This is a genomic window from Campylobacter sp. RM16187 (genome assembly GCF_025319965.1).
In the GTDB taxonomy this organism is placed as follows: domain Bacteria; phylum Campylobacterota; class Campylobacteria; order Campylobacterales; family Campylobacteraceae; genus Campylobacter_A.
In genome coordinates this window covers 1,917,416-1,942,053 of sequence record NZ_CP012549.1, presented here as the reverse complement: position 1 = coordinate 1,942,053, position 24,638 = coordinate 1,917,416, and the positions used below count along the sequence as shown (strand labels likewise).

Annotated in this window: 20 protein-coding genes and 1 pseudogene; 6 read left to right on the top strand and 15 right to left on the bottom strand. The window is 37.6% G+C overall.

The genetic code is table 11. From position 1 onward, the window contains the following. Nucleotides 1-139 precede the first annotated feature (139 nt). Together ilvD and CDOMF_RS10315 are read left to right on the top strand one after the other, a co-directional pair. On the top strand, nt 140-1,813 hold the full coding sequence (ilvD, locus tag CDOMF_RS10320) for a dihydroxy-acid dehydratase (protein WP_260951891.1): 1,674 nt from the start codon (nt 140-142) through the stop codon (nt 1,811-1,813). 15 nt (nt 1,814-1,828) lie between these two features. After that, complete coding sequence (locus tag CDOMF_RS10315) at nt 1,829-2,644, top strand: tetratricopeptide repeat protein (protein ID WP_260951890.1); 816 nt, start codon at nt 1,829-1,831, stop codon at nt 2,642-2,644. A gap of 69 nt (nt 2,645-2,713) precedes the next feature. On the opposite strand, the gene CDOMF_RS10310 is transcribed toward CDOMF_RS10315, so the two are convergent. Genes CDOMF_RS10310 through CDOMF_RS10295 form a run of 4 tightly spaced genes read right to left on the bottom strand, consistent with a single transcriptional unit; the run spans nt 2,714 to nt 5,730 of the window. Continuing rightward, nucleotides 2,714-2,857 carry a hypothetical protein gene (locus tag CDOMF_RS10310; RefSeq protein ID WP_169975185.1) on the bottom strand — a complete coding sequence of 48 codons (144 nt, stop codon included), beginning with the start codon at nt 2,855-2,857 and terminating at the stop codon, nt 2,714-2,716. A gap of 9 nt (nt 2,858-2,866) precedes the next feature. Next, complete coding sequence (locus tag CDOMF_RS10305) at nt 2,867-3,991, bottom strand: cytochrome d ubiquinol oxidase subunit II (RefSeq protein WP_260951889.1); 1,125 nt, start codon at nt 3,989-3,991, stop codon at nt 2,867-2,869. Beyond that, complete coding sequence (locus tag CDOMF_RS10300) at nt 3,984-5,513, bottom strand: cytochrome ubiquinol oxidase subunit I (protein WP_260951888.1); 1,530 nt, start codon at nt 5,511-5,513, stop codon at nt 3,984-3,986. The genes CDOMF_RS10305 and CDOMF_RS10300 overlap by 8 nt, the downstream gene beginning before the upstream one ends. Before the next feature lies 1 nt (nt 5,514). Beyond that, nucleotides 5,515-5,730, bottom strand: coding sequence for a DUF4492 domain-containing protein (locus CDOMF_RS10295; protein WP_170019589.1), 216 nt, complete (start codon nt 5,728-5,730; stop codon nt 5,515-5,517). Between the two features lie 137 nt (nt 5,731-5,867). Between CDOMF_RS10295 and CDOMF_RS10290 the strand changes: the two genes are divergently transcribed. The 3 genes from CDOMF_RS10290 to CDOMF_RS10280 all read left to right on the top strand — a co-directional run bounded on the left by CDOMF_RS10290 (nt 5,868) and on the right by CDOMF_RS10280 (nt 9,518). Then, the gene (locus CDOMF_RS10290) at nt 5,868-7,526 is read left to right on the top strand and encodes a CTP synthase (RefSeq protein ID WP_169975177.1); all 1,659 of its coding nucleotides are present in this window, start codon (nt 5,868-5,870) and stop codon (nt 7,524-7,526) included. Then, a complete protein-coding gene (recJ, locus tag CDOMF_RS10285) occupies nt 7,516-9,087 on the top strand; it encodes a single-stranded-DNA-specific exonuclease RecJ (protein ID WP_260951887.1) in 1,572 nt (523 codons plus the stop codon). The genes CDOMF_RS10290 and recJ overlap by 11 nt, the downstream gene beginning before the upstream one ends. 104 nt (nt 9,088-9,191) lie before the next feature. After that, nucleotides 9,192-9,518: a hypothetical protein gene (locus CDOMF_RS10280; protein ID WP_170019595.1), complete on the top strand. Its 327-nt coding sequence runs from the start codon at nt 9,192-9,194 to the stop codon at nt 9,516-9,518. 9 nt (nt 9,519-9,527) lie between these two features. Here the strand turns inward: CDOMF_RS10280 and CDOMF_RS10275 are convergent, their stop codons facing one another. The 11 genes and pseudogenes from CDOMF_RS10275 to CDOMF_RS10225 form a co-directional block, all read right to left on the bottom strand. Continuing rightward, nucleotides 9,528-10,553 carry an LLM class flavin-dependent oxidoreductase gene (locus tag CDOMF_RS10275; protein ID WP_260951886.1) on the bottom strand — a complete coding sequence of 342 codons (1,026 nt, stop codon included), beginning with the start codon at nt 10,551-10,553 and terminating at the stop codon, nt 9,528-9,530. A 3-nt stretch (nt 10,554-10,556) separates the two neighbouring features. Then, entirely contained in the window at nt 10,557-11,189 is a 633-nt protein-coding gene (locus tag CDOMF_RS10270) for a protein-L-isoaspartate(D-aspartate) O-methyltransferase (protein ID WP_260951885.1), read from the bottom strand. A gap of 3 nt (nt 11,190-11,192) precedes the next feature. After that, nucleotides 11,193-11,909 carry a carbon-nitrogen hydrolase family protein gene (locus tag CDOMF_RS10265; protein ID WP_260951884.1) on the bottom strand — a complete coding sequence of 239 codons (717 nt, stop codon included), beginning with the start codon at nt 11,907-11,909 and terminating at the stop codon, nt 11,193-11,195. After that, nucleotides 11,896-12,918, bottom strand: a complete 1,023-nt coding sequence (locus tag CDOMF_RS10260; protein WP_169975165.1) for a ribonucleotide-diphosphate reductase subunit beta — start codon at nt 12,916-12,918, stop codon at nt 11,896-11,898. Before CDOMF_RS10260 ends, CDOMF_RS10265 begins: the two co-directional genes overlap by 14 nt. A gap of 91 nt (nt 12,919-13,009) precedes the next feature. After that, nucleotides 13,010-14,635, bottom strand: coding sequence for a flagellar hook protein FlgE (locus tag CDOMF_RS10255; protein ID WP_260951883.1), 1,626 nt, complete (start codon nt 14,633-14,635; stop codon nt 13,010-13,012). Between the two features lie 3 nt (nt 14,636-14,638). Then, nucleotides 14,639-15,364, bottom strand: coding sequence for a flagellar basal body rod modification protein (locus tag CDOMF_RS10250; protein ID WP_170019601.1), 726 nt, complete (start codon nt 15,362-15,364; stop codon nt 14,639-14,641). A 20-nt stretch (nt 15,365-15,384) separates the two neighbouring features. Next, complete coding sequence (gene fliK / locus CDOMF_RS10245; RefSeq protein ID WP_260951882.1) at nt 15,385-16,848, bottom strand: flagellar hook-length control protein FliK; 1,464 nt, start codon at nt 16,846-16,848, stop codon at nt 15,385-15,387. 132 nt (nt 16,849-16,980) lie between these two features. Continuing rightward, the gene (locus CDOMF_RS10240) at nt 16,981-18,966 is read right to left on the bottom strand and encodes a TonB-dependent siderophore receptor (protein WP_260951881.1); all 1,986 of its coding nucleotides are present in this window, start codon (nt 18,964-18,966) and stop codon (nt 16,981-16,983) included. 20 nt (nt 18,967-18,986) lie between these two features. After that, a complete protein-coding gene (locus tag CDOMF_RS10235; RefSeq protein ID WP_260951880.1) occupies nt 18,987-20,885 on the bottom strand; it encodes an iron ABC transporter permease in 1,899 nt (632 codons plus the stop codon). Beyond that, nucleotides 20,882-21,727, bottom strand: a complete 846-nt coding sequence (locus CDOMF_RS10230) for an ABC transporter substrate-binding protein (protein ID WP_260951879.1) — start codon at nt 21,725-21,727, stop codon at nt 20,882-20,884. Before CDOMF_RS10230 ends, CDOMF_RS10235 begins: the two co-directional genes overlap by 4 nt. Before the next feature lie 258 nt (nt 21,728-21,985). After that, a pseudogene (locus CDOMF_RS10225) lies at nt 21,986-22,492 on the bottom strand (ABC transporter ATP-binding protein); the annotation flags it as partial. Nucleotides 22,493-22,656: 164 nt separating this feature from the next. On the opposite strand from CDOMF_RS10225, the gene typA reads away from it, so the two are divergent. Beyond that, the gene (gene typA / locus CDOMF_RS10220; protein ID WP_260951878.1) at nt 22,657-24,465 is read left to right on the top strand and encodes a translational GTPase TypA; all 1,809 of its coding nucleotides are present in this window, start codon (nt 22,657-22,659) and stop codon (nt 24,463-24,465) included. Nucleotides 24,466-24,638 lie beyond the last annotated feature (173 nt).

Sequence of the window (24,638 nt, the reverse complement as noted above, 5' to 3'; positions counted from 1 at the left end):
AATTATTAAGCTTGATTTTGAAATAAATTTGAACAATAATTTATGTAAAAAAACATATTTCAAGCAAGGTAAGATTATTTTATACCTAATATAATAAAATAATTGATAAAATCTATAAAATTTTACTAAAAGGAAAGACATGAGAAGCGATATCATAAAAAAAGGCTACACAAGAGCGCCTCATCGCTCGCTTTTGCGTGCTACAGGGCTTAAGGACGAGGACTTTGATAAGCCATTTATCGGCATTGCAAACAGCTTTATAGAGATTATCCCGGGGCATTTTTTCCTAAATCGCTACTCTGAAATTTTAAAAGACGAAATTCGCAAAAACGGCTGTGTGCCGTTTGAATTTAACTGTATAGGCGTAGATGACGGTATAGCGATGGGTCACGGCGGTATGCTTTATAGTTTGCCAAGTCGCGAGATCATCGCAAATTCGGTTGAAACTGTCATGAACGCTCACAGTCTAGACGCGCTTGTATGTATGCCAAACTGCGATAAAATCGTGCCAGGTATGATAATGGGTGCGCTTAGGGTAAATGTGCCGACCGTATTTGTAAGCGGTGGACCGATGAAAAAGGGCTACACCAAAGACGGACGTCCGATCGATCTTGCTACGGCGTTTGAAGCAGTGGGAAAATTTGAGACCAAAGAGATAAGCGAAGCCGAGCTAAAAGATATCGAGTGCAACGCCTGTCCAAGCGGCGGAAGTTGTAGCGGAATGTTTACGGCAAACTCCATGAATACGCTTTGCGAGGCGATGGGTATCGCGCTAAGTGGCAACGGCACGATACTGGCTCTTACTCCTGAGCGCGAAGAGCTCGTGCGAAAGGCGGCGCGTAGAATTTGCGAGATCGCGCTTGATGAGAGATTTAAAATTCGCAACATCCTAAACGCAAAAGCTGTTAGAAACGCACTTGTCGTTGATATGGCGATGGGCGGAAGCAGTAATACCGTGCTTCATATGCTTGCTATCGCGCGTGAAGCGGGCGTAGATCTGCAAATTTCAGAGTTAAATCAAATAAGCTCAAACATAGCTCACATCGCTAAAATCAGCCCAAGCTTGCCAAACGTGCACATGGAAGATGTGGGGCGAGCCGGCGGTATGAACGCGGTGATAAAGGAAATTTCACGCCGCGATAACGGAATGCTGTACTTAGAAAATTTAACCGTTTCAGGCGAAACCTTAGGCGAGCGCGTGGGGCTTAGCGAGATAAAAGATGAAAGCGTGATACATAAGGTTGAAAATGCCTATTCGCAGGTTGGCGGACTGGCGATTTTGTTTGGAAATTTAGCCGAGCAAGGATGCGTCATAAAGACCGCAGGCATCGTTGGAGAGCGTAAATTTAGCGGTAAAGCGGTCTGCTTTAACTCTCAAGATGAGGCGATAGAGGGAATTTCAAGCGGCAAGGTAAACAAAGGCGATGTGGTCGTGATCCGTTATGAAGGTCCGCGCGGAGGTCCCGGAATGCAAGAGATGTTAAGTCCAACTTCGCTAATCATGGGTCGCGGACTTGGTGCGGACGTGGCGCTGATAACGGACGGTAGATTCAGCGGTGCGACAAGGGGGCTAAGCATCGGACACGTAAGCCCTGAAGCGGCCGAAGGCGGCATGATAGGACTGCTTGAAGATGGCGACATAATCGATATAGACGTGGATACTTACAGCATAAATGTGCGATTAAGCGAGGCTGAAATTTCAGCTCGCAGGGCGAAATTTAAGCCGCTTGAAAAAGAGCTAAATTCTCGCTGGCTAAGACAATATCGCAAGCTTGTGACAAATGCGAGTAGCGGAGCGATTTTAGAAGCTTAAATTTGGAAGATGTATATGAAAATTTTAGTAGTGTTTTTAAGCTTTTTTGCAATACTTCTGGCAAATGAATGCGTTGATGCAAGTAGTTGTTTTGAAGAGGGTAGCAAGGCGGCATTTTCAGGAGATTATATGCTATCTAATAAATTTTATAAAAAAGCTTGTGAAATGGGGCATCAGGGTGCTTGTGAAAGAATGAAAGAGTATGAGGACAAAAAAGAGGCGATAAATATGCAAGTCTCTGCTGAGCAGTTTAATGTAGTTAAAAAATCCTGTGAAGGCGGAGATGTAAAACAGTGTGAGAGTCTGGCTACATTTTATATGTCCGGGAAAGGAACAAAACAAGATTATAAATCTGCTTACGAGATAGCTAAAAGTTGGTGCGATAAGGGAGAGGCGAAATTTTGTACTCTTGCAGGAATGCTTAATGATGATGGAGTGCTTGGCGAGGCTAATTATCAAGAGGCTATGAAGTATTATGAAAAGGCTTGCGAAAAGCTAGATGCTCAAGCCTGTACAAATTTAGGTCTTATTTATATCTCTGGGCGTGGTGTGAGCGCTGATATGAATCTTGGAGTATCTTATGTCAACAAAGGCTGCGAGAATGGCGATGTAAATGGCTGTGTGGCGCTTGGGGAATTTTACTTCAAAAATAAAGATTACGAGAAAGCCAAGCCGTATCTAAAGGCTACTTGCGAGAATGGAAACGGCGTTTCTTGCATGTATATGGGCATAGCCTTGATGCCAAAGGATTTTAGGGGTCAAATAAGCGTAGAGGCCGCTGCATACTTCGATAGAGCTTGTAAGCTAGGTATTAAAGAGGGGTGTTTGTAAATTAGCATTTGTTAGTTAAAATTTATAGGCGAAACTTAACGCCTATAAATTTGATTATAAGATATTATTTTAATTGCTCTTCTTTTCTTCTTCTAAATTTTCAAAGTATCTTTCAGGGTATTTTTCAACCTGATTTACATTTAAAAGTACGAATTTGTAGCTCAAAAAAAGAGCAAGTATCCAAAGAAAAAAGAAAATAATTGCAGTTGTCATATTTGTTCCTTAGTATGCGTGGTGATCGTTTTTGATCTCATCTTGAGTGATTTTGCGACTATCTATAGCTCTCCAAACCACAAAGATATATGCCAATACAAATGGCACAATAAGACTTACGTAAGCCATCACTCCAAGAGTGTAGTGGCTAGAGCTTGCATTCTTTATAGTTAGCGAGCTTTGCAAATTTGAAAAAGACGGATAAAAGGCCGTATTATTTAACCCCGCTATCAAAAATAGCCCCATTACTACAAATACTACTCCGATTCCGTAAGGAACTACTCCGTAAATGCTTTTAGTAAATGCGCCTTTATAAATTCCATATAGCACAAGTCCAAGTCCTATTAACATTATAAGAGTAACGATTGGCATTTTTACTAAATTTAGAGCGTATTTAAAGCCTACTAGACTTACTATGCCTTCTGCATCATATTCAAAGCCTGTTTTTGTAAATATCCAGATTATAAACATTAAGAAAAATGGTAGGAACAAAATAGTATTTTTTAGAACAGCTTTTCTGGCTTTTGCTCTAAAATTTTCATCCGAGATATTATTGATTAGATATAAAGCCCCGCCTACGCGAGATAGGAAAAGCATCGCAATTCCAAGGGGATAGAGTAGGGGATTGGCAAGTGCCTCAAGACCTCTATATGGAGTTTTCCACTCCACGAAGTTATGCTCGCCTAGTGCAAAGTCGCTTCCTGAAAAAAATGTGCTAACGGCCATTCCTATTAAAATAACTCCAAGCGAGCCGTTTATATAAAGAAAAATTTCATAAGTTTTTTGACCTAAAAAATTGTCCGGTTTTTTTCTATACTCGTAACTAACGGCTTGCAAAATAAAGCAAAATAAAATTGCCAGCCACACCCAATACGCCCCACCAAAGCTAGTAGCATAAAAGAGCGGAAATGCAGCAAAGCATGCTCCTCCGAACATGACAAGGGTAGTAAATGTAAGCTCCCATTTGCGACCCACGGAATTTATTATCATGTCTTTTTCTATTTCGCTCTTTGGTAATCCAAATATAAGTGTTTGCCCGCCTTGAACGAACATCATAAACACTAAAAGCCCGCCTAACAAGCTAACTATAACCCACCAATAAATTTGAAGTATTTCGTGTGATAAACTAAGCATGACTTTCAAATCCTATTTTTATTTGTTTTAGCATTATTTTTATCTCGGCTATTAGTAGTGCTGTAAAAAGCACCGCAAATAGAGTAAATGAGATTTTGACATTTACGCTACCTAAATTTGTCGCACCCACACCTACGGTCATCAGATCTTGTATGGCCCATGGCTGACGCCCGACCTCGGCCACTATCCAGCCAGCTTCTGCTGCGATATACCCCAGAGGAATTGTCCACACGCATATCCAAAGGAGCTTTTTAAAGCTTTCGATATTATTTGCCATGCATAGATACATAACTACGAAAAATAGAGCTATAAAGTATGTGCCAAGCATAACCATAATTCTAAAGCTGTAAAAGGTCAATGCCACAGGAGGCACAGCATCTGTCGGTTTTTCTAGATATCCGTAGCCTAAGAAATTCATATTGGCTTCAAGAAGATTTTGCGCTTTCGCCATAGCCTCTTTATCACCTGCCTTTTTAGCCTCTTGATATGTTCTTAGTGCGTCTACGGCGATCTTACCTTTTGTCATCTTGCTACTTACGCTCTCTATATTACGCTTTTCATTTCCAAAAACTAAATCGTCAATACCGGGAATAAAAGCGTTTATATCTCTTTTGCCTATAAGCGAGAGCATATAAGGTATCTCTACGTCAAACATAAAAGGACTTTGTCCATCTCCTGGTTGTTTGCCTGGCTTAAGCACTCCAAACATCACAAGTCCTTGTCTGCTATCTCCCTCGTAAAGTCCTTCCATGGCCGCAAGCTTCATCGGTTGAGTTCTGGTTACTTGAAATCCGCTCTCATCACCGCTAAATAGCAAGAATAAAGAAGTTACAAGACCAAAGCTCGCCGCTACTATCATGCTTTTTTTAGCCATTATAATATGTCTTCCTTTTAGGATAAACCAGGCTGAAATTCCTATCACAAATAGAGCCGAGATAACATATCCGCTTGTTACTGTGTGTAAAAATTTAATAATTCCAACAGGACTTAATGCCACTTCAAAGAAGTTTTGCATCTCCATTCTTGCAGTGTCCGGATTAAATTTCATCCCTATTGGATACTGCATCCAACCGTTTGCTATCAAAATCCAAAGTGCGCTTAAATTTGATCCTATAGCCACAAGCCATGTTGAGATTAGGTGAAATTTTTTGCTAACTTTATCCCAGCCAAAGAACATAACCGCAAAAAATGTACTTTCAAGGAAGAATGCCAAAAGTCCTTCTATGGCAAGCGGTGCACCGAATATATCGCCTACGAACCAGCTATAGTTCGCCCAGTTTGTACCGAATTCAAACTCCATGATGATACCAGTCGCAACACCTATTGCAAAATTTATTGCAAAAAGTTTAAGCCAAAATTTAGTTATATGTTTCCACTGCTCATTTCCAGTTTTGACATAAATACTCTCCATAATAGCTATGATAAAGCTAAGTCCTAATGTCAGAGGAACGAACAGGAAGTGATAGATAGCAGTTAGTGCAAACTGCGCTCTAGACCAATCGACAGATGCTAATTCGGACATTTTATTCCTTTGTTAAATTTAATATAACGAAGTCAGCCTTTTCTTCGTTTGTATTAAATTTTGTATTTAAATTTTCATCAAAGATAAAGACTTTAAGTATCCCAAACATTATTACAAGTTTTATCGCTATAAGAAGCCATAAACTCTTGCCAAGCCTCATATTCTTAAAGCCTTCTATATATAGTTCGGATATGTTTTTAAGGTATTTTTTAATCATAATATTAGATTCTATAATAAATTAACTTAAAAAATAATTTTAAATTTTAATTCAAAATCAAATTATAAGCTCTCAACCAATTATAAATTTTAAAAAGCTATAATTTGTCATTAAAATAAAAATTTAGAGGAAATTTAATGGATGAGGTAAATAAAAAAGCTCAAGATTCTCAAACCAAGTACATTTTTATAACTGGTGGCGTTTTGAGTTCTCTTGGAAAGGGTATTGCGGCGGCAAGTATTGCAACCTTGCTTAAAAATACGGGATTAAAAGTAAGTATGCTCAAAGCGGATCCTTATATCAACGTAGACCCCGGCACTATGAGCCCTCTTGAACATGGAGAGGTTTTCGTAACTGATGACGGTGCAGAGACCGATCTTGATCTGGGCCATTATGAGAGATTTTTGGATAAGAGTCTTAGTCAGGATAATAGCTTTACTACCGGTAGAGTATATAGCTCGGTTATCGAAAAAGAGCGCAGGGGCGATTATAAGGGCAAAACTATTCAAGTCATCCCTCATATCGTGGGTGAAATTGTAGAACGTATCAAAAAGGCTGGTAGAGGACAAGATATCTTAATAGTAGAGATCGGCGGAACCGTAGGAGATATAGAAGGGCTACCTTTTTTAGAGGCGATTCGAGCTCTACGTATAGAAGCGGGCAGAAAGAATGCGATGAATATTCATCTAACTCTTGTACCTTTTATTAAGGTTGCGGGAGAGCTTAAAACCAAACCTACTCAGCATAGTGTAGGAGAGCTAAGGCGTATAGGAATAAGTCCTGATATGATAATTTGCAGAAGCGAGCAGCCTTTAAATCGTGATCTTAAAGATAAGATAGCATCAAGTTGCGGAGTCGAGAGAAATTGCGTTATAGAAAGTCTTGATGCGCTTAGTATATATCAGGTGCCACTAGCGTTTTTAAAGCAAGACATTCTAACTCCTATTGCCGAACTTTTAGAGCTTGGAGATCTTAAAGTCAATATGGAGACTTGGGATAGCTTAGTAAAGCGAATAATAGCTCCTACCAAAGAGACCGCTATAGCCTTTGTAGGTAAATACGTAGATCTTAAAGAGAGTTATAAGAGTCTTACTGAGAGCATTATCCATGCGGGTGCAAATTTAGACACTAGAGTAAATTTAAAATGGATAGATAGCGAAAAAATAGAGTCTGAAAATGTCGATGAGCTATTAAGGGATGTCGATGGAGTATTGGTTGCCGGAGGATTTGGCGAACGCGGTATAAGCGGCAAGATAGAGGCTATTAAATTTGCTCGCGAGCATAAAATTCCATACCTTGGAATTTGCCTTGGCATGCAGCTTGCAATGATAGAATTTGCTAAAAACGTGCTTCATTTAGAGGATGCAAATTCGGTCGAATTTAATCAAGAGTGTACAAATCCTATAATCTACCTTATCGATAGCTTTATCGATGCAAATGGAGAAAAGCAGATCAGGACCTATCAGACCCCAATAGGCGGCACTATGAGGCTTGGGGCTTATACTTGCGATATTAAGCCAAATTCGCTTTTGAGTAAAATTTATTCAGGTTCAAAACAAGTAAAAGAGCGTCATCGACATCGCTACGAAGCAAATCCTAAATATAGGGCTGAGTTTGAAGGTGCGGGAATGATAGTAAGTGGTGAGAGCGAGGGGCTAATAGAGGCTATAGAACTAAACTCGCATCCATGGTTTTTAGGCGTACAGTTTCACCCGGAGTTTACATCTCGCCTTGTAAAACCAAATCCCGTGATTTTAAGTTTTATTGATGCGTCAATAAAAAATCATGTTGAGTAAGAGTGATATTAGGGAGTTACTGAATCAAAGATTTAGCAAGGATTTGCACAAAAGGCTTTCAGAAATTCCTATGCCCTGCATGCTTAAAGATATTTACAAGGGCGCAAATCGCATAAAAGAGGCGATTGAAAATAGAGAGAAAATTGTCATAGTGGGTGACTATGATGTGGATGGTGTAGTTTCTAGTGTAATAATGGCCGAGTTTTTCGATGATTTGGGAGTAAGCGATTATTTTGTGCGTATTCCAAATCGATTTAGCGACGGATATGGATTAAACGGTCAAATTGTCGAAGAACTAAAAGACGTAAATCTTATTATTACAGTAGATAACGGAATATCGGCAAATGAAGCTGCTGAAATTTGTAAAAAACGTGGAATCGATCTTATTATAACAGATCATCATATGCCGCCTGAGGTTTTACCTGAGGCTTATGCGATAATTAATCCAAAGCAGAAAGATTGCACCTTTCCTAATATAGAAATTTGCGGTGCGCAAGTGGCTTGGTATATGGTAGGTGCGCTAAAAGATGTGTTAAAAATAGAGTATGATATGGCCAAATTTTTAGATCTTTTAGCTATCGCAATAATTGCTGATATGATGGAGCTTAGGGATATGAACCGTATGCTTGTGCGTCTTGGAGTTAATAAATTAAATAGCTCGGATCGTGCCGCATTTACCGCTATTAAGCAATTTTACGGGAAAGAGAAATTTGAGTGCGATGATATAAGTTTTTTAATAGCTCCGCTTATAAATGCATCAGGTAGAATGGATGATGCGATAAATTCTTTTAATTTTTTGCATACAAAAAACATAGATAAGGCAAATGATTATCTTGATATGATAGTTGAATTTAATAATTCTAGAAAAGAGGAGGAGCGCACACTCTATGAGAGTTCTTTAAAGGATGTTAGCCATGAGGATCGCATCATAGTAACATGGGGTAAGGATTGGCATGAGGGTGTTATAGGTATCGTCGCAAGTCGTCTTGCTAAGCACTTTAAAAGACCCGCTATAGTATTTAGTATAGATGAAAATCGTGCAAAGGGTAGCGCAAGAAGTGTCGGAAAGCTCGATATTTTATCTTTAATAGCTCAGCACGAGAACTTGCTTGACGGATATGGCGGTCACAAAGGCGCAGCAGGTATTGTTATAGACCCAAATAATCTAGAGGCTTTTAAAATGGCTATAAACCAAACTTGTTTTTTGATGGATATACATGAATTTATAAATTCCGATGAGCTTTTAGGAGAGATAGATGCAAACGAGATTGATTTCGAGCTGCTTGAAATTTTAGAGTATTTTGAGCCTTACGGACAAAAAAATCCTCGTCCTTTATTTAGATTAAATGGAGTCTCGGTAAAAAATCATAAACTAATAGGCAGAGAACAAAATCACTTAAAACTTATATTACAAAAGGATAACAAATGCCTTGAGGCGTTGTTTTTTAACTTTACAAGACATCCTCATATAGGTGATAGTATCGATATAGTGGTATCTATATCTAAAAATTCCTTTAGAGGGCTTGTGACACCTCAGCTTTTAGTAAAAGAGATTGTGTAGATTAAATAAAGCTAAATAAAGGATAAGAGATTAAAAAATATATTTTTGCCTTATATATTGTATTTTTGAGTTCTAGTTTATTCGCATCTTGCGAAAGCACTCGGATGAAGGATATTGTGGGTATCTTAAATAAAAATACTCCTCAAAAATTAGATCGTGTGACTACATTTATTAGTGCCGTTTGCAATAATGGAAGCCTTATATTTATTAATGAATTAAGTAATGCGGATGAAGTTAGATTTAATAAGTTTGATAAGACCCAAATGCCTATTTTTAAAAAAATTCAATCTAGCGCACTTAAGAGTATTTATTGTGATTTGTTGTCAGAGATTCATGACTTTACAAATAGTATTATTTGGACATATAATTTGGCGGATAGTAAATTGCAGAGTTTGAGTTTACAAAATCAGATTGCAAAAGGTAAAATGTAAAATTTTACCTTATATACTCCTTTTATCCACTTTCTTGCGGATTTTATTTACAAATATATCTAGTTGCTCAATATTTTCAGCTTCACTCACTCCTAGTGGCTTAAGTGCGATATGGACATTTTTGATTATTTTTTTGATCTCAAGAGACTTTTTTATACATGTATTTACATCTCCGATTATGCCGTTTTTAAAGAATTTTTCTCCGTCAAAGAAATAATCTCTCTCTTTAATAATATCTTCGTATTTTGACCTATCGAAATTTGGAGATTTATTAAAAGAAGATGCCGCGCGCATAGATTTTACAAAGTGATCTATCGCCGGAATAGCTCTTTCGTTCGCTTCTTCATCGCTATCTGCGGTAAAAAATGTTCTTAGTAAAACAACTTCAGGATCAAATCCGGCAATTTCTTTATATCTATTCACTACGCTTTGGCACTCATCAAGATCTACTCCTTGAGACAGTAGCAGTCCCCATCCTCTATGAGCTGCAAAATCAATCGTTTCCTTTGAAGCGAAAGTCGCTATATAGGTTGGAATCTGATTTTGCAATGGTTTTGGTTCTATATCCACCTCTGAAAAACTTATGAAATCACCATTGAAACTAACGGGTCCTTTTGAATTTAGAAGTAAATTTATAGCCTCGGCACACTCTATTAGTTTTGGTCTCAAATTTTCAGTAGTTGTTTTAAAATGCTTAGAGTCAGGCGTGAAAGCCCCCTTGGCAAGACCTAAGTTTATCCGGCCATTGCTTAAAATATCTAACGTCGCCACCTCCTCGCTAAGCCTTATGGTGTCATAAAAAGGCGCCAAAAAACCAGCCATACCTAGGCGAATTTTTGTTGTCTGAGCAATAGCGTTAGCAAGTAACAGCGATGGTGAAGGGCATAGACTAAAGTCGTTAAAATGATGCTCTGCGAACCAAGCCTCGTCCAGACCTATTTTTTCAGCATGTTTGACTAAATTTATCTGCTCTGAAATTGCCTTTTGATAGTTTTTTTCAAAATTTTCAAATAGACAAAATATTCCCCATTTCATATCTTACTCCCTGCCGCTTAAAAGCGCAACAAATAGACACTCGTCAAATACGTTCTCTTGGATATTTCCGTTTGAGTCTTTTTGAAATTTTACTATATACTGTTTGCCGTTTTTCTTTACCGGAGCTACCAAAATACCTCCGTTTTTTAGCTGATTAAATAAATTTTGCGGCACCTCCTCGGTTGCGGCTGAGAGCATTATCCTATCATATGGCGCATAGCTTTTCCAGCCGTTATTTCCATCATCATATCTAACATGAATATTTCTAATTTTAATCTTTTCAAAGCGTGCCTTTGCCTCTAACGCAAGCTTTTCTATTCGTTCTATGCTAAAAACCCTATGGGCAAGATGAGCCAATATGGCTGCTTGATATCCGCTTCCGCAACCTACTTCTAGGACATTATCGGCGTTTTCTGCTTCAAGCGCTAGAGTCATTTTGGCTACCGTAAGAGGTGAACTTATCCATTGATTACCGCTTATTGGTTGTGCGTCAAGCTTGTATGCGTGCGTTCTAACGGGAGCAAATATCTCTCGCGGAGTTTCGCAAAAGGCCTTGTATAGCTTTGGAGAAAGATTGACATTATCGGCAATTTCATCTGCCATATTGATACATTTTGATTTTTCTAAAGGTGTCATTTTCTATAAAATTCCTAAATTTTCTTTTATTTTTATAATTAAATTTCTATCAAATTTTGCTTTATTTTTTAGCTCGCCGGTAGGCATAAAAACGCCTGCGAATTCAAGATCAAGCGAGCTTGAGGCTACTACAAAGCAGTTATTTGCAATAGCAAGTGCTTTACAAAGGCTTATGTAGGCATCTTTGCGCTCTTTGCCCCACATTGCCGGCACAAATATTATCTCGCACTCTTTTAGCTTAGCCCATAATTCGCTAAATCTAAGTTCAAAGCAGATTAATGTGCCAAATTTTATGCCTTGAAAATAAGAATGCCCTATAGTCCTTTCATTTCCTTTGTCAAATTTTTTATCTTCTAAATTCGGTTTAAAAAGCTTGCATTTAGGCTGAGTATAGATAATCCCATCTTGGCTTAAAAAAGTAAATTGATTATATGATTTTTGATTTAAAGTATCTGATTTTTTGTGTTCATTGCCTAGGTATGTAAAAGTAAGGAATTTATTTTCCTCGAGAGCTCTTTGCAAATTTTGTATTAGATTTTCATTAAAGTTTTTATCAAGACCCTTAAAATCATAGCCGCTTATGCAAAGTTCGCTTGATGATATTATCGAGTTTTTAGGAGCGTCTTTTATAAAATTTAGTAGTTCTTCTATGCGCTCCTTGATACTTTTTGCCTGTAGAGATACGGGAAGTAAATTTAAGCCCTCGTTAGAAGTCGTCAAAGCTTAAGCTTCCTTTTGAGTAGTTTGTAACTTTACTTTCGAAGAAATTTGCCTTTTGATCATTAAATTGAGCAAAGTCATCGACCCATTTTATAGGGTGTTTGGCATTGTATATTCTATTTAGTCCGATAGCCACAAGGCGCTGATCTATAAGATAGTGGATATACTCTTCAATGATATCGTCCGTAAAGCCCATGATTTGATTTTGAGTGATGTATTTTCCCCACTTTATCTCAAGCTCTCCGGCCTTTTTAAACATTTCGTAAATTTTGTCCTCTATTTCAAGAGTAAATAGATCGGGCCTCTCTTTTCTAACAGAATTTATCATATTTTGGAATAGTAAAAGGTGAGTTATCTCGTCTCTTTGAATGAAGCGTATCATCTGAGCCGAACCTAGCATCTTGCCCGCTCTTGCCAGAGCATAGATCGCCGTAAATCCGCTATAAAAATAAATTCCTTCTAAAATTTGATTTGCTACCATTGCAAGTAGAAGCTTTTCATCTGTAACTTCTCCCGCAAGCTCCTCGTATACGCTTGAGATATAGTCGTTTTTCTCGCGTAAAACGTCGTCATATTTTTCCATTTCGTAGATGAGATCGGTATTGTCGCAGATTGCCTCTACCATAACAGCATAGCTTTTGGAGTGGTTTGCCTCTTCGTAGGCTTGGCGAGCTAGGCAGGCGTTAATTTCTGGTGCTGTTATATATGGGTTTATGTTATCGGCTAGGTTGTTTGTCTGAAAGCTGTCCATAGAGATGAGCTGGCTCCATACCAGATCATACATCCTCTTTTCAGCCTCCGTTAGATTGTGTGCATAGTCGCGCACATCGTCTGTCGTATCAACCTCTTTTGGAAACCATGTATTTGCCTCCATTAGATCCCAAAGCTTAAGCGCCCATTGATATTTTGCCTTAGTGAAATTTAAAATCCCGTGAGGATTTCCGTTAAATACGCGTCTATCTGTCAATGTCTCATTGGAATTTGGATTATAAATTCTTTTTCTATCCATAAAATTTTGCCTTAATTATATTAGTGTTTAAAATAAAGCGATTTTATCTAAAAATTGCTAAACAAAGTCTTGTATTGATTTTACCAATAGACTATCGTTTTAAATTTATAGCGGTTTTAATCAGATCATCGCTTGTGGTTATGCTTTTTGCGTTTGCGTCATAGGCCTTTTGTATGGCTATTATCTCTGTTAAGGCTTGAGCAAGATTGACATTTGACATTTCAAGCATATTGCTTGCTATTTTTGAGCCGTATGTTGTCTTTCCCTCTGCATTTTTATAAAATATCGCATCTCCTGAGTTTGCGCTCTTTGCATAGATATTATCACCTAGTTTGGTTAGCCCTTGGTCGTTTTGAAAGTGATACAGTGCAAGTTTGGCTACCGAAAGAACTCCGCCGTTGCTAAAGCTCGCCAGGATATTTCCACTGCTATTTGTATGATATTCTTTTATGATTCCCTCCATAGCGCCATCTTTTGTTACCGATAAGGTTTTTGGATTTGGAGTGCTTGTAAGCCCTGAATATCCGGCTGGAGTCTGTGAGCCAAAGTCAATTTTTAATGGTATTTCGCCGTTTTTTATATCACCTAATGTATTTTCTACCAAAGTTCCGTTTTCGCCAAAGGCTAATGTGCCTTTTGAGATTGAAATCACGCTTTTATCAGGCGCCGTAACTGTAGCCACAGCATCCCAAATAGTTGAATTTCCAGTTGCTGGAAGGCGTTTGGTGAAATCTATTGTAAGTAAGTTTTTGTCACCGTTTTTGACGTATAGCTCGGTTGCAAATTTCTCTTGATTTGCCTTCTCTTGAGTTGTGGTAAGAGTGGCTGATATGTTAAGCGGTTTAGTTAGATCAAAAGTTGATGGCAAAAGCTCATCTATCTTCCAGTTTCCGTCTTTGTCAATCGTGCCTATTAGTGTTGTTTTAACTCCGTTTGCATCGGTTAAATTTACTTTTACCATATTTCCTTCTTTTGGTTCAAATATGGTTTCGTTTGGAGTGATTTGTCCGTTTAAATTTATTCTTTTATTTTCTTCGTCTAAAACGCTTGTATAGCTCTTCTCGTCTATTGCGATCTCTACTTGTTCTCTTATGCTTTCCGAATTTAGATTGCCTTTATAAGATACGTTTGTAGTGTCCTTAGCCGGAAGATATAAAAAATCCGGAAGCTTTATTTTGCTTTGAGAGTCTATCTCTCCTAAATCAAGATCGCCAAGTTCGCTTAAGGTATAGGCGTCAAGATATGGTGTTGCCGAATTTGTCTTGCCAAAAATTTGCAGAGCGTTTTTACTTGGAGTGGCTTTTGAAAGGGTATTTTGAGTACCCATTACATATCTTCCCTCGTTATCTACTAAATATCCATCTTTATCTACGCCGAACGAACCGGCTCTTGTGTAGTATGTCTCTCCGTTACTATCTAAAACCCCGAAAAATCCTTCGCCTTGTATAGCCATATCAAGTTTATTATCGGTAGGCATCATTGAGCCTTGTTTATAAAAGCTAAGAGCTGTCGTAGCACCCATAGAGCCGAGCCCTACTTGATCTGTAGTAGGATTATTTCCCGCATTGGCGAGACTTTGATAAAAAGTGTTTTTAAACTCTGGAATAGAGGCGGTAAATCCTACGTTATTTATATTAGAGATATTGGTTGCCCATACATCCATACCGAAGCTATGAGTTTTAATCCCGCTTATACCGTTGTAAAAACCTCTTATCATGACTTATCCCTCTTTTTTGGTTGGCTCTGTAAATTCCCTAATCTTATCCATTGCGACATATAGTCCGCCTACTTTTATCTGAGCCTCTCCGTTAACAAATTTGATCCCCTCCACAGGATACTTGCCTATGCTAGAATTGTGTTCTTTACCATCTTTATCCTGATAGCTTATCTCCACTCCGTAAACTCCGGCTTTTACTTCGTTGCCGGATTGATCTTTGCCGTCCCATTCAAACTCCATAATACCAGCCTTCGCATTTCCGAATTCTATCTTTCTGATAATTTGTCCGTCTGTGTTTTTTATTTTTATAGTTCCTGTTTTGCCGTCCGCTTCTAAAAACGCCATCGAGGTTATAGTAGACATGCCATCTTCTTTGATTATGGAGCTTTCGCCCAAAGTAGCCATTTTGCCAAGAGCGGAAACCGCATACATACTTGTGCTAGCCTTTAGCTGCTCGGCTAATTTTTTCATCATCTGGTTTGTATTCTCTTGAGTTTCAAGTGTAGCAAGCTGCGAGGTTTGAGTTAGCATCTTTTCGCTATCCATCGGACTTGTGGGATCTTGATACTGAAGTTCTGTTAGTAAAAGCTTCATAAAAGCATCCTTATCAAGCTGTGCGCCGGGGTTTGTGCCATCAGCTTTAGCTAGAGCTTCAGCCTCTTTTTTTGCCTTTAGTTTATCAACTGTAAATTCGTTTGTAGGTATTTTATTATTTGTGTTTATGGCCATATTTTTATCCTTTTAAATTCTTATATGTATCTTGGCAATACGATTTCAAGCAAAGGCTGTTCCGCTATCTGTATCTCTTCGCTATCACTAAAATTTGATCCCTTATATGCCTTGCTTCCTTGCTCTCTTTTATGATTTTGATCGCTGAAATTCATCTCAAGCTCAGTAAAGCCCATATTTACTAGGCTGGCTTTAAATTCCGCCTGATTTTGCAAAAATAGATTCATGGTCTGAGTTGTGGAGTTAAAATTTATATGCAGATTGTTTCCGCGATTCACCATCGTGATCTCAACTTCGCCCAAATTTAGAGGATTAAGAGTTATATTAAACCTCATAAATGGCGATTTATAAGCATCTACTTGCTCTTTTAGAGTGGTATTGAAATTATCAAAGGTCTGCCTTACAAGCTGTAAATTTTTACTCTGACTTCTTGCGTTTTGCATTATCTCGCGCACCATCGAATTTAGCTCGCTTTCGCTATTTTGGCTATTTTGTTCGCCGCTAGCTTCGCTTTGTTCTTTTTCTGGATAGAGCAGGGTTTGTAAATTTATCTTGCTTGAGTTTAAATTTTTCTCATCTCCTTTTAAATTCTCATTTTTAATCAGATCTGTTTTTGTAAACTCTTTTTGAGTATTTTGAGAAATTGCCTCTTTTATGGTTTCATTTGAGGCTACGCTTTTGTTCAAATTTTCATTTGAGAGTTGATTTTGGGACTGTAAAACCCGAACATCCTTTAAGGTTTCACTATTTTTTAGCATCTGCTTATCTTGTAACAAATTGGATTTAGCCTCATCGCCCATATCCTTAGAAATCTCTTTCAGTAGTCTATTTAATTTTGTAGTTTCATCGATACTTCTTGTGAGCTCAATCTCATCTTCTATTTTTGCTTTTAAATCAGCGCTAAATAACTGCTTTTGAGGAATTATTGTCGTAAAAAAACTGTTTTTTGCCAAATTTGGAAATTTTGCATTTAGTTCACCGGTCTGCTCTTTTGTGATAGTTATCTTTTCAAGCCCTAAATTTAGCTTTTTGGCTATATGGATAAGTTCTTTTATATTTTTAGCGTTTTTCAGCTCATTTATATTGCTTTCGACAGATAAAACCTTTGCAAGTTGAGTGCTAAAATTTGGAAATTTACTTATCTTTTCTCCACCGTTTAACATCTCTAAAATTTGTAAAAGCTGCATAAAAGTAGCATTTTCAAAAAGCCCCGAAGCCGTATCTTCTCCTAAAATTTCCTTTGCGTTTATAATCTCTTTGTTTTGTTTGGCTTGACTCTTTTTTTGAGCAGACATATTTACGGAATTGGCTATATCTTTTAGATCTCTTTCACTTAAATTTTCACCTTTATTAGCCGCAGCCTCAAGAACCATAGACAAAAATTCACCACTGTCTTCATCGCTTTTATTGGTATTTGTTTGTTGTTTGATACCGCCAGCTATACTAGCGTCAAAGGATAGGATATTATTTCCTGCGGTTTGCATAACTTTCCCTTTTAGATTTTAACTTCTAAAGTATATGCAAAATTTATTCCAAAATTGATTAGAATTAAAAATCGGATGAATTTATTTTTTGTAGTATTGTCAAAGGATATAAATACCCTTTGACAATTAAGCTTACCATCTATATTTGGCGGTCAAAGTGGCGCGCAATCCTTCGCCATAGTAGCAAAAGTATCCGTCGCATCCCGAAAAATACTCTTTATCTGTTAGATTATTTACGTTTATAGAAGCACTAAAATTTTTATATTGATACTCAGCCATTGCATCAAGCAAAGTATATGATGCGGACTCATATCCGCTTACGCTACCATCGGGAATAGAACTTGTGTATCTTATACCGCCACCCAATTTTAAGTTTTGGTTATCGGATATATTAAATTTATATGTTAAAAACGATGATAGTGTGTTTTTAGGAACTAAAGGAGTTTTGGCTACTATATCTCCCTTTGCCCCGCTATGTGTTTTTGAGTCTATATAGTGAGTATATGATATAAGCCAATTTAAATTATCAACTAAGTTTAAATTTGAGCTTAGCTCCAACCCTTTTGTTTGTTGTTTTCCTGCTTGGCTTTGGATATATAGTCCGCCAACCATACCTCCTACAAGAGAGTTTTTCTCCTCTATATCAAAATACGATAGGCTAAATTCACCGTCAACAAAATCAGGAAGGTATTTTATGCCGACTTCATATTGTCTGCCTTCTATAGGCTTATATCCTACGGCACTGTTGCTGCCCACTACCGGAGTAAATGATTCGGAGTAGTTTATAAAAGGCATCAGTCCAAGCGTATCAAGATTATACATCAATCCTACTTGATAAGTGGTTTTTGATATGTCGTAGTCGTTTTTAGTGCCAAGGGTATCGGAATTTTCTTTTAGTTTGTCGTAGCGAATCGCCGCATTTACTATAAAGTTATTAAAAAAGGTTGCTTGGTTATTTAGGTAAAGACCAAGTTGAGACTGATCTACGAAGTATTTTAAAGCCGTATTTGGTTTAGCCACACTTGGTCTTGTTCCGATAGGCCAAGCCGCAGTGCTGGAAAAGCCATAAATTCCGTCAGTTTTTATTTTGCGATAATCAAATCCGAATGTTGTTAAATTTTTGATATTTTCGCCTTTAAATTCGTAAGTAAGGCGATTATCAAGAGTGTGTGAATTTGCGCTCGCATCTACTAACGTTACTCCAAAAAATCCTACATAAAGCGTAGCCAGTTGCTCTTTTGCCTCTTTATTAAATTTGTAGCTTGAATCAAATTTCAAACTATCGGTAAAATTATGTGTTAACTCGTAACCAAACGAGCTCTGGTTTCTTCTTAAAAAATCGCTACTTGAACTAGGACTTACTCCTCTTTTTACATTCATCACGTTTGGATACGGATAAAACGCCGTTACTCCGGTGCCTTTGTCTTTAGAGTGGCTTGAAAGCAGAGTGAGGCTTGTATGGTCTCCTAGCAAAAATAGCAAAGAAGGAGCTATATAGTAGTGCTTATTATGCGTAAAATCAACATCCCCATGCTTTTTCTCGTAATTTCCCACGAGGCGAAACTTGACTCTATCAGTAAAAATATTGTCGCTTAAGTCAAAAAATACCCCTCTTTGATTTTTGTTTCCGAGCTTAATGCCTATTTCGCCAAATGGAGTTACGGTAGGTCTTTTGCTTACCAAATTTATTACTCCTCCGCTACTTGAAGCACCGTAAAGAAGTGAATTGGCACCTTTTACTATCTCTATGCTCTCAAGTCCGTAAATATCGTGTTGAGTTCCTAAATAGCCGCCCTTATAAGGAGTGGCGCCATCCATGGTAATTGTGGCGTTAAATCCTCTAAGCTTAATCCAGTCCGTAGTATCAAGATCGGTTCCGTAAGGATTTATAAAACCCGCCTCATACTTTATGGCATTATCAATTTGTGTAGCTCCTTGTTCCATAGTTGTTTCTTTAGTAATTACGGATGTCGAGTTTGGCTGCATAAATTCTATTTTACCGCTTCCTTTTGCAACCGAACCTACTACGGACACCTCTTGTAATTCTACACTTTGAGCTCCTAAAAGCATGCAAGCACTTAAACTAAGAAGTATGCCACCTCTTATGCAACATCTCATTTTTTCTCCTTTTTATGAAGTTATCTAAAATTTCTTATCATAAACACAAAATATAGACTTCCGATTATCGTCGAAACAAGTCCTGATGGTATCTCATACGGGCTTATTAGCGTTCTTCCTAAAAAATCAGATACCACCATTAAAATAGCCCCTATTAAAAGGGCTGATAATATCTTTAGGGATGCTTTGTGGTATCCTAAAAATGATGCTATATGGGGAGCCAGAAGTCCGATAAAGCTAATAGGCCCTATGCTAAGAGATGCTATAGAGCTAACTCCTGCGCAAAACAAAAATAAGATTCCGCGATATTTAAATAAATTTAGACCCAGACTTGAAGCGCTTATATCTCCAAGACTTAAAATATCTAGCTCTTTTGAGTAAATTAATCCTACTATAGTGCTAAAAATAGCTACTACGACCATAAATAATGCCCATGTCGAGGTTACTGAATATGTGCTACCAGAGGCATAGTTAATAAAGTTATAAATTCTGCTATCTCCCCATGTCAATAAAATTTTTTCTACAGATCCTGTAAATGCCATTATGGCCATGCCTGTTAATATTACTTTTTGAGGAAGCATTCCGTTTTTGTAGTTTAAGGTTATCATAAAAGCCAGCATTAAAAAAGCTCCTGATACACCAAGGGGTATGGTTAAAAAGGGAGCTGTAAACATAGCAATTAAAACCCCTAAGCTAACTCCTGAATTAATGCCTAAAAGTTCCGGTGATGCCATAGAGTTGTGACTAAGGCTTTGTAAAACCACTCCTATTAAACCAAGCATTATTCCGCTTGTGAGCGCGGCTACAATCCTGTTTATTCTAACATTTAAAATTTCAGTTTGAAAATTTTGCGAGTCATAAAATAAAGAAAATATGCAAACAAAAACCAATGCTATGAATAAAATTATCAAAAGATATGTTTTGCCTGTTTTTCTTACCTTTCTTGTAGCTTTGGTTTTTATGCCACTTTCGCCGTTTTTTATACCCCAAAATATCAACCAAACAAGCAATGGAGTGCCTAAAAATGCACTTATTCCTCCTGCGGGTAGATTAATGTTGCTTATTTTTAATACGATCATTAAAATTTCATCCGTAATACCTAGAAGCAAGCCCCCAAAGAGTCCGCAGTATACTAACTTTGAAGTGAAATTTGAAAATTTAAACCTGTCTACTATAGTGTATGCCCCAAGTCCTATAAAACTTATTATGCCAACAAAGGCTACTGTTATAGCGGTAAGATATGCCGCAAGTAAAAGCCCTATTATACGTGTTTGTTCGATATTTACCCCAAGTGCCTTGCAAGCACTGTCTCCTAAGATAAAAAGATGAAAAGAGCTGGAAAAATAAAAGATTAAAATCAGTGCGGGAGCGGAGTAAATTAGCATGAGATAAAAGTCCATGACTCCATCTTGAGCCATATCTCCACTCATCCATACAGTGACAAAATAGCTCTCCTCTTGAAAAAATAGTAATAAAAGTGTGGTCAAAGAACTGAAAAACAGTCCTATAATAAGACCGGAAAGAGTTGTTGTAAAGACTGAAAATCCTTGTTTTAGCGAGAGTATAAAAAGTATTCCTAGCGCCATTATCGCTCCGAAAAAAGAGCTAAATACACTATTGGGCTCAAGATTTGGAAAAAATAAGGCTGTGGTCAACATGAAAAATCCGGCACCGCTTCCTACCCCTAATGTGCTATCGCTTGCTAGAGGATTTTGTGTGATTTGAGCCATGATTGCAGTAGCTATTGCCAAAAAAGCCCCGCATATAAAAGCTACTGCAATACGAGGTAGGGTGTAGTTAAAAATAATAAGTTTTCTAATCCGAAAATCATAATCTATAAGTGAAATTGCCTCTAAATAAAGAATAATTGCTACTAAAATCACAAATATAACAAATAATGTGAAAATCAGTTTTTTCATTTTAACTGGCTTTTTAGTTCAAAAACCAGTCTGTAAGCGAATTTTTGCATACTGGCTATAGCTCCTGCACTCCAAACAGGATCTAATTCTATTCGATTTTCGAATAATTTTAACTCTCTGTAAATGCTGTTAAATTTTAGTTCGTATTCTATATTTATTGGGTTTGGCTTGATTATTACTATTCTTGTGTTGTTTGGAAGATGAAAAAGTGCAGTCAGAGGTATAGTGGCTATACCCCAAAGATTTGTGGCGAATTCATCTTTTATTGCATTTATTAGTCCCAGCTTTTCCAGGCTTATACCGTAAATACTGTTTTTGCCGTAAATTCTAAGTCGTTTACTATCTATAAACTGAACTACTGCTATTGGAGCAGAGGTAAAAAATTTGACCTTATCTTTTAAAATTTTAAAAATTTCTTCATTTCTACTTATTAAATTCGCAGCTTCTTTTTCCCTGTCTATCAGCTGTGCTATCTCTTTTGTTGCATTAATTAAATTTTCATATAAATTACCATCTTTATATGCATCTATTACAGCTACATTGGAGTATTGAGATAGTGTATTTTGATGAAATTTAAAAAACGAAGGGATAATAGTGATGTCTGGTTTGATCTTTATAAGGCTTTCTAAATTCGGTTGCATTCTAAGTCCAAGATCGACTACATTTTCTGAAAGCTCGGGTTCTTTAACCCAAATTTTATAATTTCTTTTATCTCCTATAGCAGCTATTTCGTATCCGAGAGAGCCTAAAATTTCAGCCGCAGTCCAATCTATCGCCACAACTTTTTTAAAGTCGGCGACAATCATTTGGATTGTGACAAGAAATATTAATAATATACGCATTTAAAATATCGCTATAGGTTGATTTTTGATCGGATGATCTATGATATAAGCCTGAATACCGTAAATTTGCTCTAGTTTATCTTTATTCATAACGTTTTTTGCATCATCGTTAAATACTATGTTTCCATTTTTTAAAGCTATTAGTTTATCACAGTAAAGCGAGGCTAGGTTTATATCGTGAATAACGATAATAATGCCTATCTTAAGCTCTTTACAAAGTTTTGATATAAGATTCATAACTTCTATTTGATATGAGATATCAAGTGGAGCTAAAGGTTCATCAAGCAAGAGAAATTTACTCTCTTGAGCCAATAGCATTGCTAAAAAGAGGCGAGATTTTTCGCCCCCTGATAGGGTTTGAACCTCTTGATCTTTAAAATTGAGTGTTTTTGTAATCTTTAGGCATTTGATAACTATATTATTATCTTTTAATCTATCTCTTAAAAACCCGCTTTGATGAGCATATCTGCCCATGCTTACTAATTCAAAACCGTTTAAATAAGAGGTATCAGGCAAAATTTGCGGCAAATAGGCGACTTTTTTTGCAAATTCTTTAGAGTGATACTTTTTTATGTTTTTATTGTCCAGAAATACGCTGCCTTGATATTCTTTTTGCTGTTTTGCCAAAATTTTTATCAAAGAGGACTTGCCAGATCCATTATGTCCTATAAGTCCATAAATTTTACCGCTTTTAAATTCTAAATCGAGAGGGTGCAGAATGATTTTATCGTCGATTTTAAGGCTAAGATTTTGTGCTTTAAGCATAGGAAACGATACCTATTATAATAATTAAATTGATGCCTTGTGAAATTATATCAATCTTATTTTAAATTTATATAAAGTTTGTCCGGCAAACAATAAAACAAAATTTTAGTATTTTTTAGATAAAATCGCCTCTTATTAGATGAAAATAGATTGGAGATTTGGTTTTGGAAAATATACGAAATATAGCCGTTATCGCACACGTCGATCACGGCAAGACGACGATGGTCGATGAGCTGCTTAAACAATCAGGCACCTTTAGCGAGCACCAGTCAGTCGGCGAGCGTGTTATGGATAGTAACGATATCGAAAGAGAGCGTGGTATCACGATCCTTTCAAAAAATACCGCGATAAGATACAAAGACACAAAGATAAACATCATCGACACTCCGGGCCACGCGGACTTTGGCGGCGAGGTTGAGCGCGTGCTAAAGATGGTTGACGGCGTGCTTTTGCTTGTGGATGCACAAGAAGGCGTTATGCCTCAGACGAAATTTGTGGTTAAAAAAGCCCTTTCTTTAGGACTTCGCCCGATAGTTGTGGTAAACAAGATAGATAAGCCTGCAGGCGATCCTGACCGCGTAGTAAATGAAATTTTTGATCTTTTCGTAGCACTTGAAGCAAATGACGAGCAGCTGGAATTTCCTGTCATATACGCAGCTGCAAGAAGCGGATACGCAAAATACGCGCTAAGTGATGAAAACGTCGATATGAAACCGCTTTTTGAGACAATTTTGGCGCATGTTCCTGAGCCTAGCGGAAATTTGGAAAATCCTTTACAGCTTCAAGTTTTCACGCTTGATTATGACAACTATGTCGGTAAGATCGGAATCGCGCGTATCTTTAACGGCAAAATTTCCAAAAATCAAAACGTAATGCTAGCTAAAGCAGACGGCACGAAAACAACAGGTAGAATTTCAAAACTCATCGGATTTTTAGGACTTGAAAGACGCGATATAGACGAAGCCGGAGTTGGTGATATCGTAGCGATTGCTGGATTTGACGCGCTTGATGTGGGCGATAGCATAGTTGATCCGAATTCTCCTATGCCGCTTGATCCGCTTCGCATAGAAGAGCCAACTTTAAGCGTTGTTTTTTCAGTTAACGATAGCCCGCTTGCAGGAACCGAGGGCAAGCACGTAACGTCAAATAAGATCGATGAGAGATTATCAAACGAGATGAAGACAAATATCGCGATGAAGTATGAAAACCAAGGCGAGGGTAAATTCAAAGTTAGCGGACGCGGTGAGCTTCAGATAACGATTTTGGCTGAAAATATGCGCCGCGAAGGCTTTGAATTTTGTCTTGGCAGGCCGGAAGTTATCGTTAAGGAGATTAACGGCGTGAGATGCGAGCCTTTTGAGCTGCTTGTGATCGATGTGCCTGATGAGTTTAGCGGAACTGTTATCGAAAAACTCGGACGCAGAAAGGCTGAGATGGTCTCCATGCATCCGACAGGCGACGGACAAACCAGGATCGAATTTGAAATCCCTGCGCGCGGACTAATCGGCTTTAGAAGCCAGTTTTTAACAGATACTAAAGGCGAAGGTGTGATGAACCATAGCTTTTTGGAATTTCGCCCGTTAAGCGGAAGCGTGGATCAAAGAAGCAATGGCGCGCTTGTATCTATGGAAAACGGCGTGACGCTTGCGTATTCGCTATTTAACCTGCAAGATCGCGGTGTGCTATTTGTCGATCCGCAAACTAAAGTTTATGTCGGCATGATAATCGGCGAGCACAGCCGTCCAAACGACCTTGACGTAAACCCGATCAAGGGCAAAAATTTAACCAACGTGCGTGCAAGCGGAAGCGATGATGCGATCAAGCTGGTGCCGCCTCGCAAGCTTAGCCTTGAGCGTGCGCTTGAGTGGATCGAAGAGGACGAACTAGTTGAAGTTACTCCTGTAAATATCCGCGTTAGAAAGCGCTATCTAGACCCTACAATTCGCCGCAGAATGGCAAAATCTAAGGAGTAAAATTTAGTTTTATGCGTCTTAAGAGATATTTTAAATTTTTTCTTTGACGTATTTTTTTTAGTTTTTAAGTTTTTTAAGGTACATAAAATTCAAAGATTAATATATTAAAATTTTTAAAGAGATTTTTATTATTTTATATAAAATAAGTATTGTTTTGTTATAATTTAAATTAG

Excerpts from the sequence above, each read along its gene's own strand:
- CDOMF_RS10275 (WP_260951886.1), bottom strand. The coding sequence starts at position 10,553 with ATGAAATGGGGAATATTTTGTCTATTTGAAAATTTTGAAAAAAACTAT.
- CDOMF_RS10305 (WP_260951889.1), bottom strand. The coding sequence starts at position 3,991 with ATGCTTAGTTTATCACACGAAATACTTCAAATTTATTGGTGGGTTATA.
- CDOMF_RS10295 (WP_170019589.1), bottom strand. The coding sequence starts at position 5,730 with ATGATTAAAAAATACCTTAAAAACATATCCGAACTATATATAGAAGGC.
- ilvD (WP_260951891.1), top strand. The coding sequence starts at position 140 with ATGAGAAGCGATATCATAAAAAAAGGCTACACAAGAGCGCCTCATCGC.
- CDOMF_RS10230 (WP_260951879.1), bottom strand. The coding sequence starts at position 21,727 with ATGCGTATATTATTAATATTTCTTGTCACAATCCAAATGATTGTCGCC.
- CDOMF_RS10290 (WP_169975177.1), top strand. The coding sequence starts at position 5,868 with ATGGATGAGGTAAATAAAAAAGCTCAAGATTCTCAAACCAAGTACATT.
- CDOMF_RS10280 (WP_170019595.1), top strand. The coding sequence starts at position 9,192 with ATGAAGGATATTGTGGGTATCTTAAATAAAAATACTCCTCAAAAATTA.
- CDOMF_RS10270 (WP_260951885.1), bottom strand. The coding sequence starts at position 11,189 with ATGACACCTTTAGAAAAATCAAAATGTATCAATATGGCAGATGAAATT.
- CDOMF_RS10310 (WP_169975185.1), bottom strand. The coding sequence starts at position 2,857 with ATGACAACTGCAATTATTTTCTTTTTTCTTTGGATACTTGCTCTTTTT.
- CDOMF_RS10255 (WP_260951883.1), bottom strand. The coding sequence starts at position 14,635 with ATGATAAGAGGTTTTTACAACGGTATAAGCGGGATTAAAACTCATAGC.
- CDOMF_RS10250 (WP_170019601.1), bottom strand. The coding sequence starts at position 15,364 with ATGGCCATAAACACAAATAATAAAATACCTACAAACGAATTTACAGTT.
- fliK (WP_260951882.1), bottom strand. The coding sequence starts at position 16,848 with ATGCAAACCGCAGGAAATAATATCCTATCCTTTGACGCTAGTATAGCT.
- CDOMF_RS10260 (WP_169975165.1), bottom strand. The coding sequence starts at position 12,918 with ATGGATAGAAAAAGAATTTATAATCCAAATTCCAATGAGACATTGACA.
- CDOMF_RS10240 (WP_260951881.1), bottom strand. The coding sequence starts at position 18,966 with ATGAGATGTTGCATAAGAGGTGGCATACTTCTTAGTTTAAGTGCTTGC.
- CDOMF_RS10315 (WP_260951890.1), top strand. The coding sequence starts at position 1,829 with ATGAAAATTTTAGTAGTGTTTTTAAGCTTTTTTGCAATACTTCTGGCA.
- CDOMF_RS10235 (WP_260951880.1), bottom strand. The coding sequence starts at position 20,885 with ATGAAAAAACTGATTTTCACATTATTTGTTATATTTGTGATTTTAGTA.
- recJ (WP_260951887.1), top strand. The coding sequence starts at position 7,516 with ATGTTGAGTAAGAGTGATATTAGGGAGTTACTGAATCAAAGATTTAGC.
- CDOMF_RS10300 (WP_260951888.1), bottom strand. The coding sequence starts at position 5,513 with ATGTCCGAATTAGCATCTGTCGATTGGTCTAGAGCGCAGTTTGCACTA.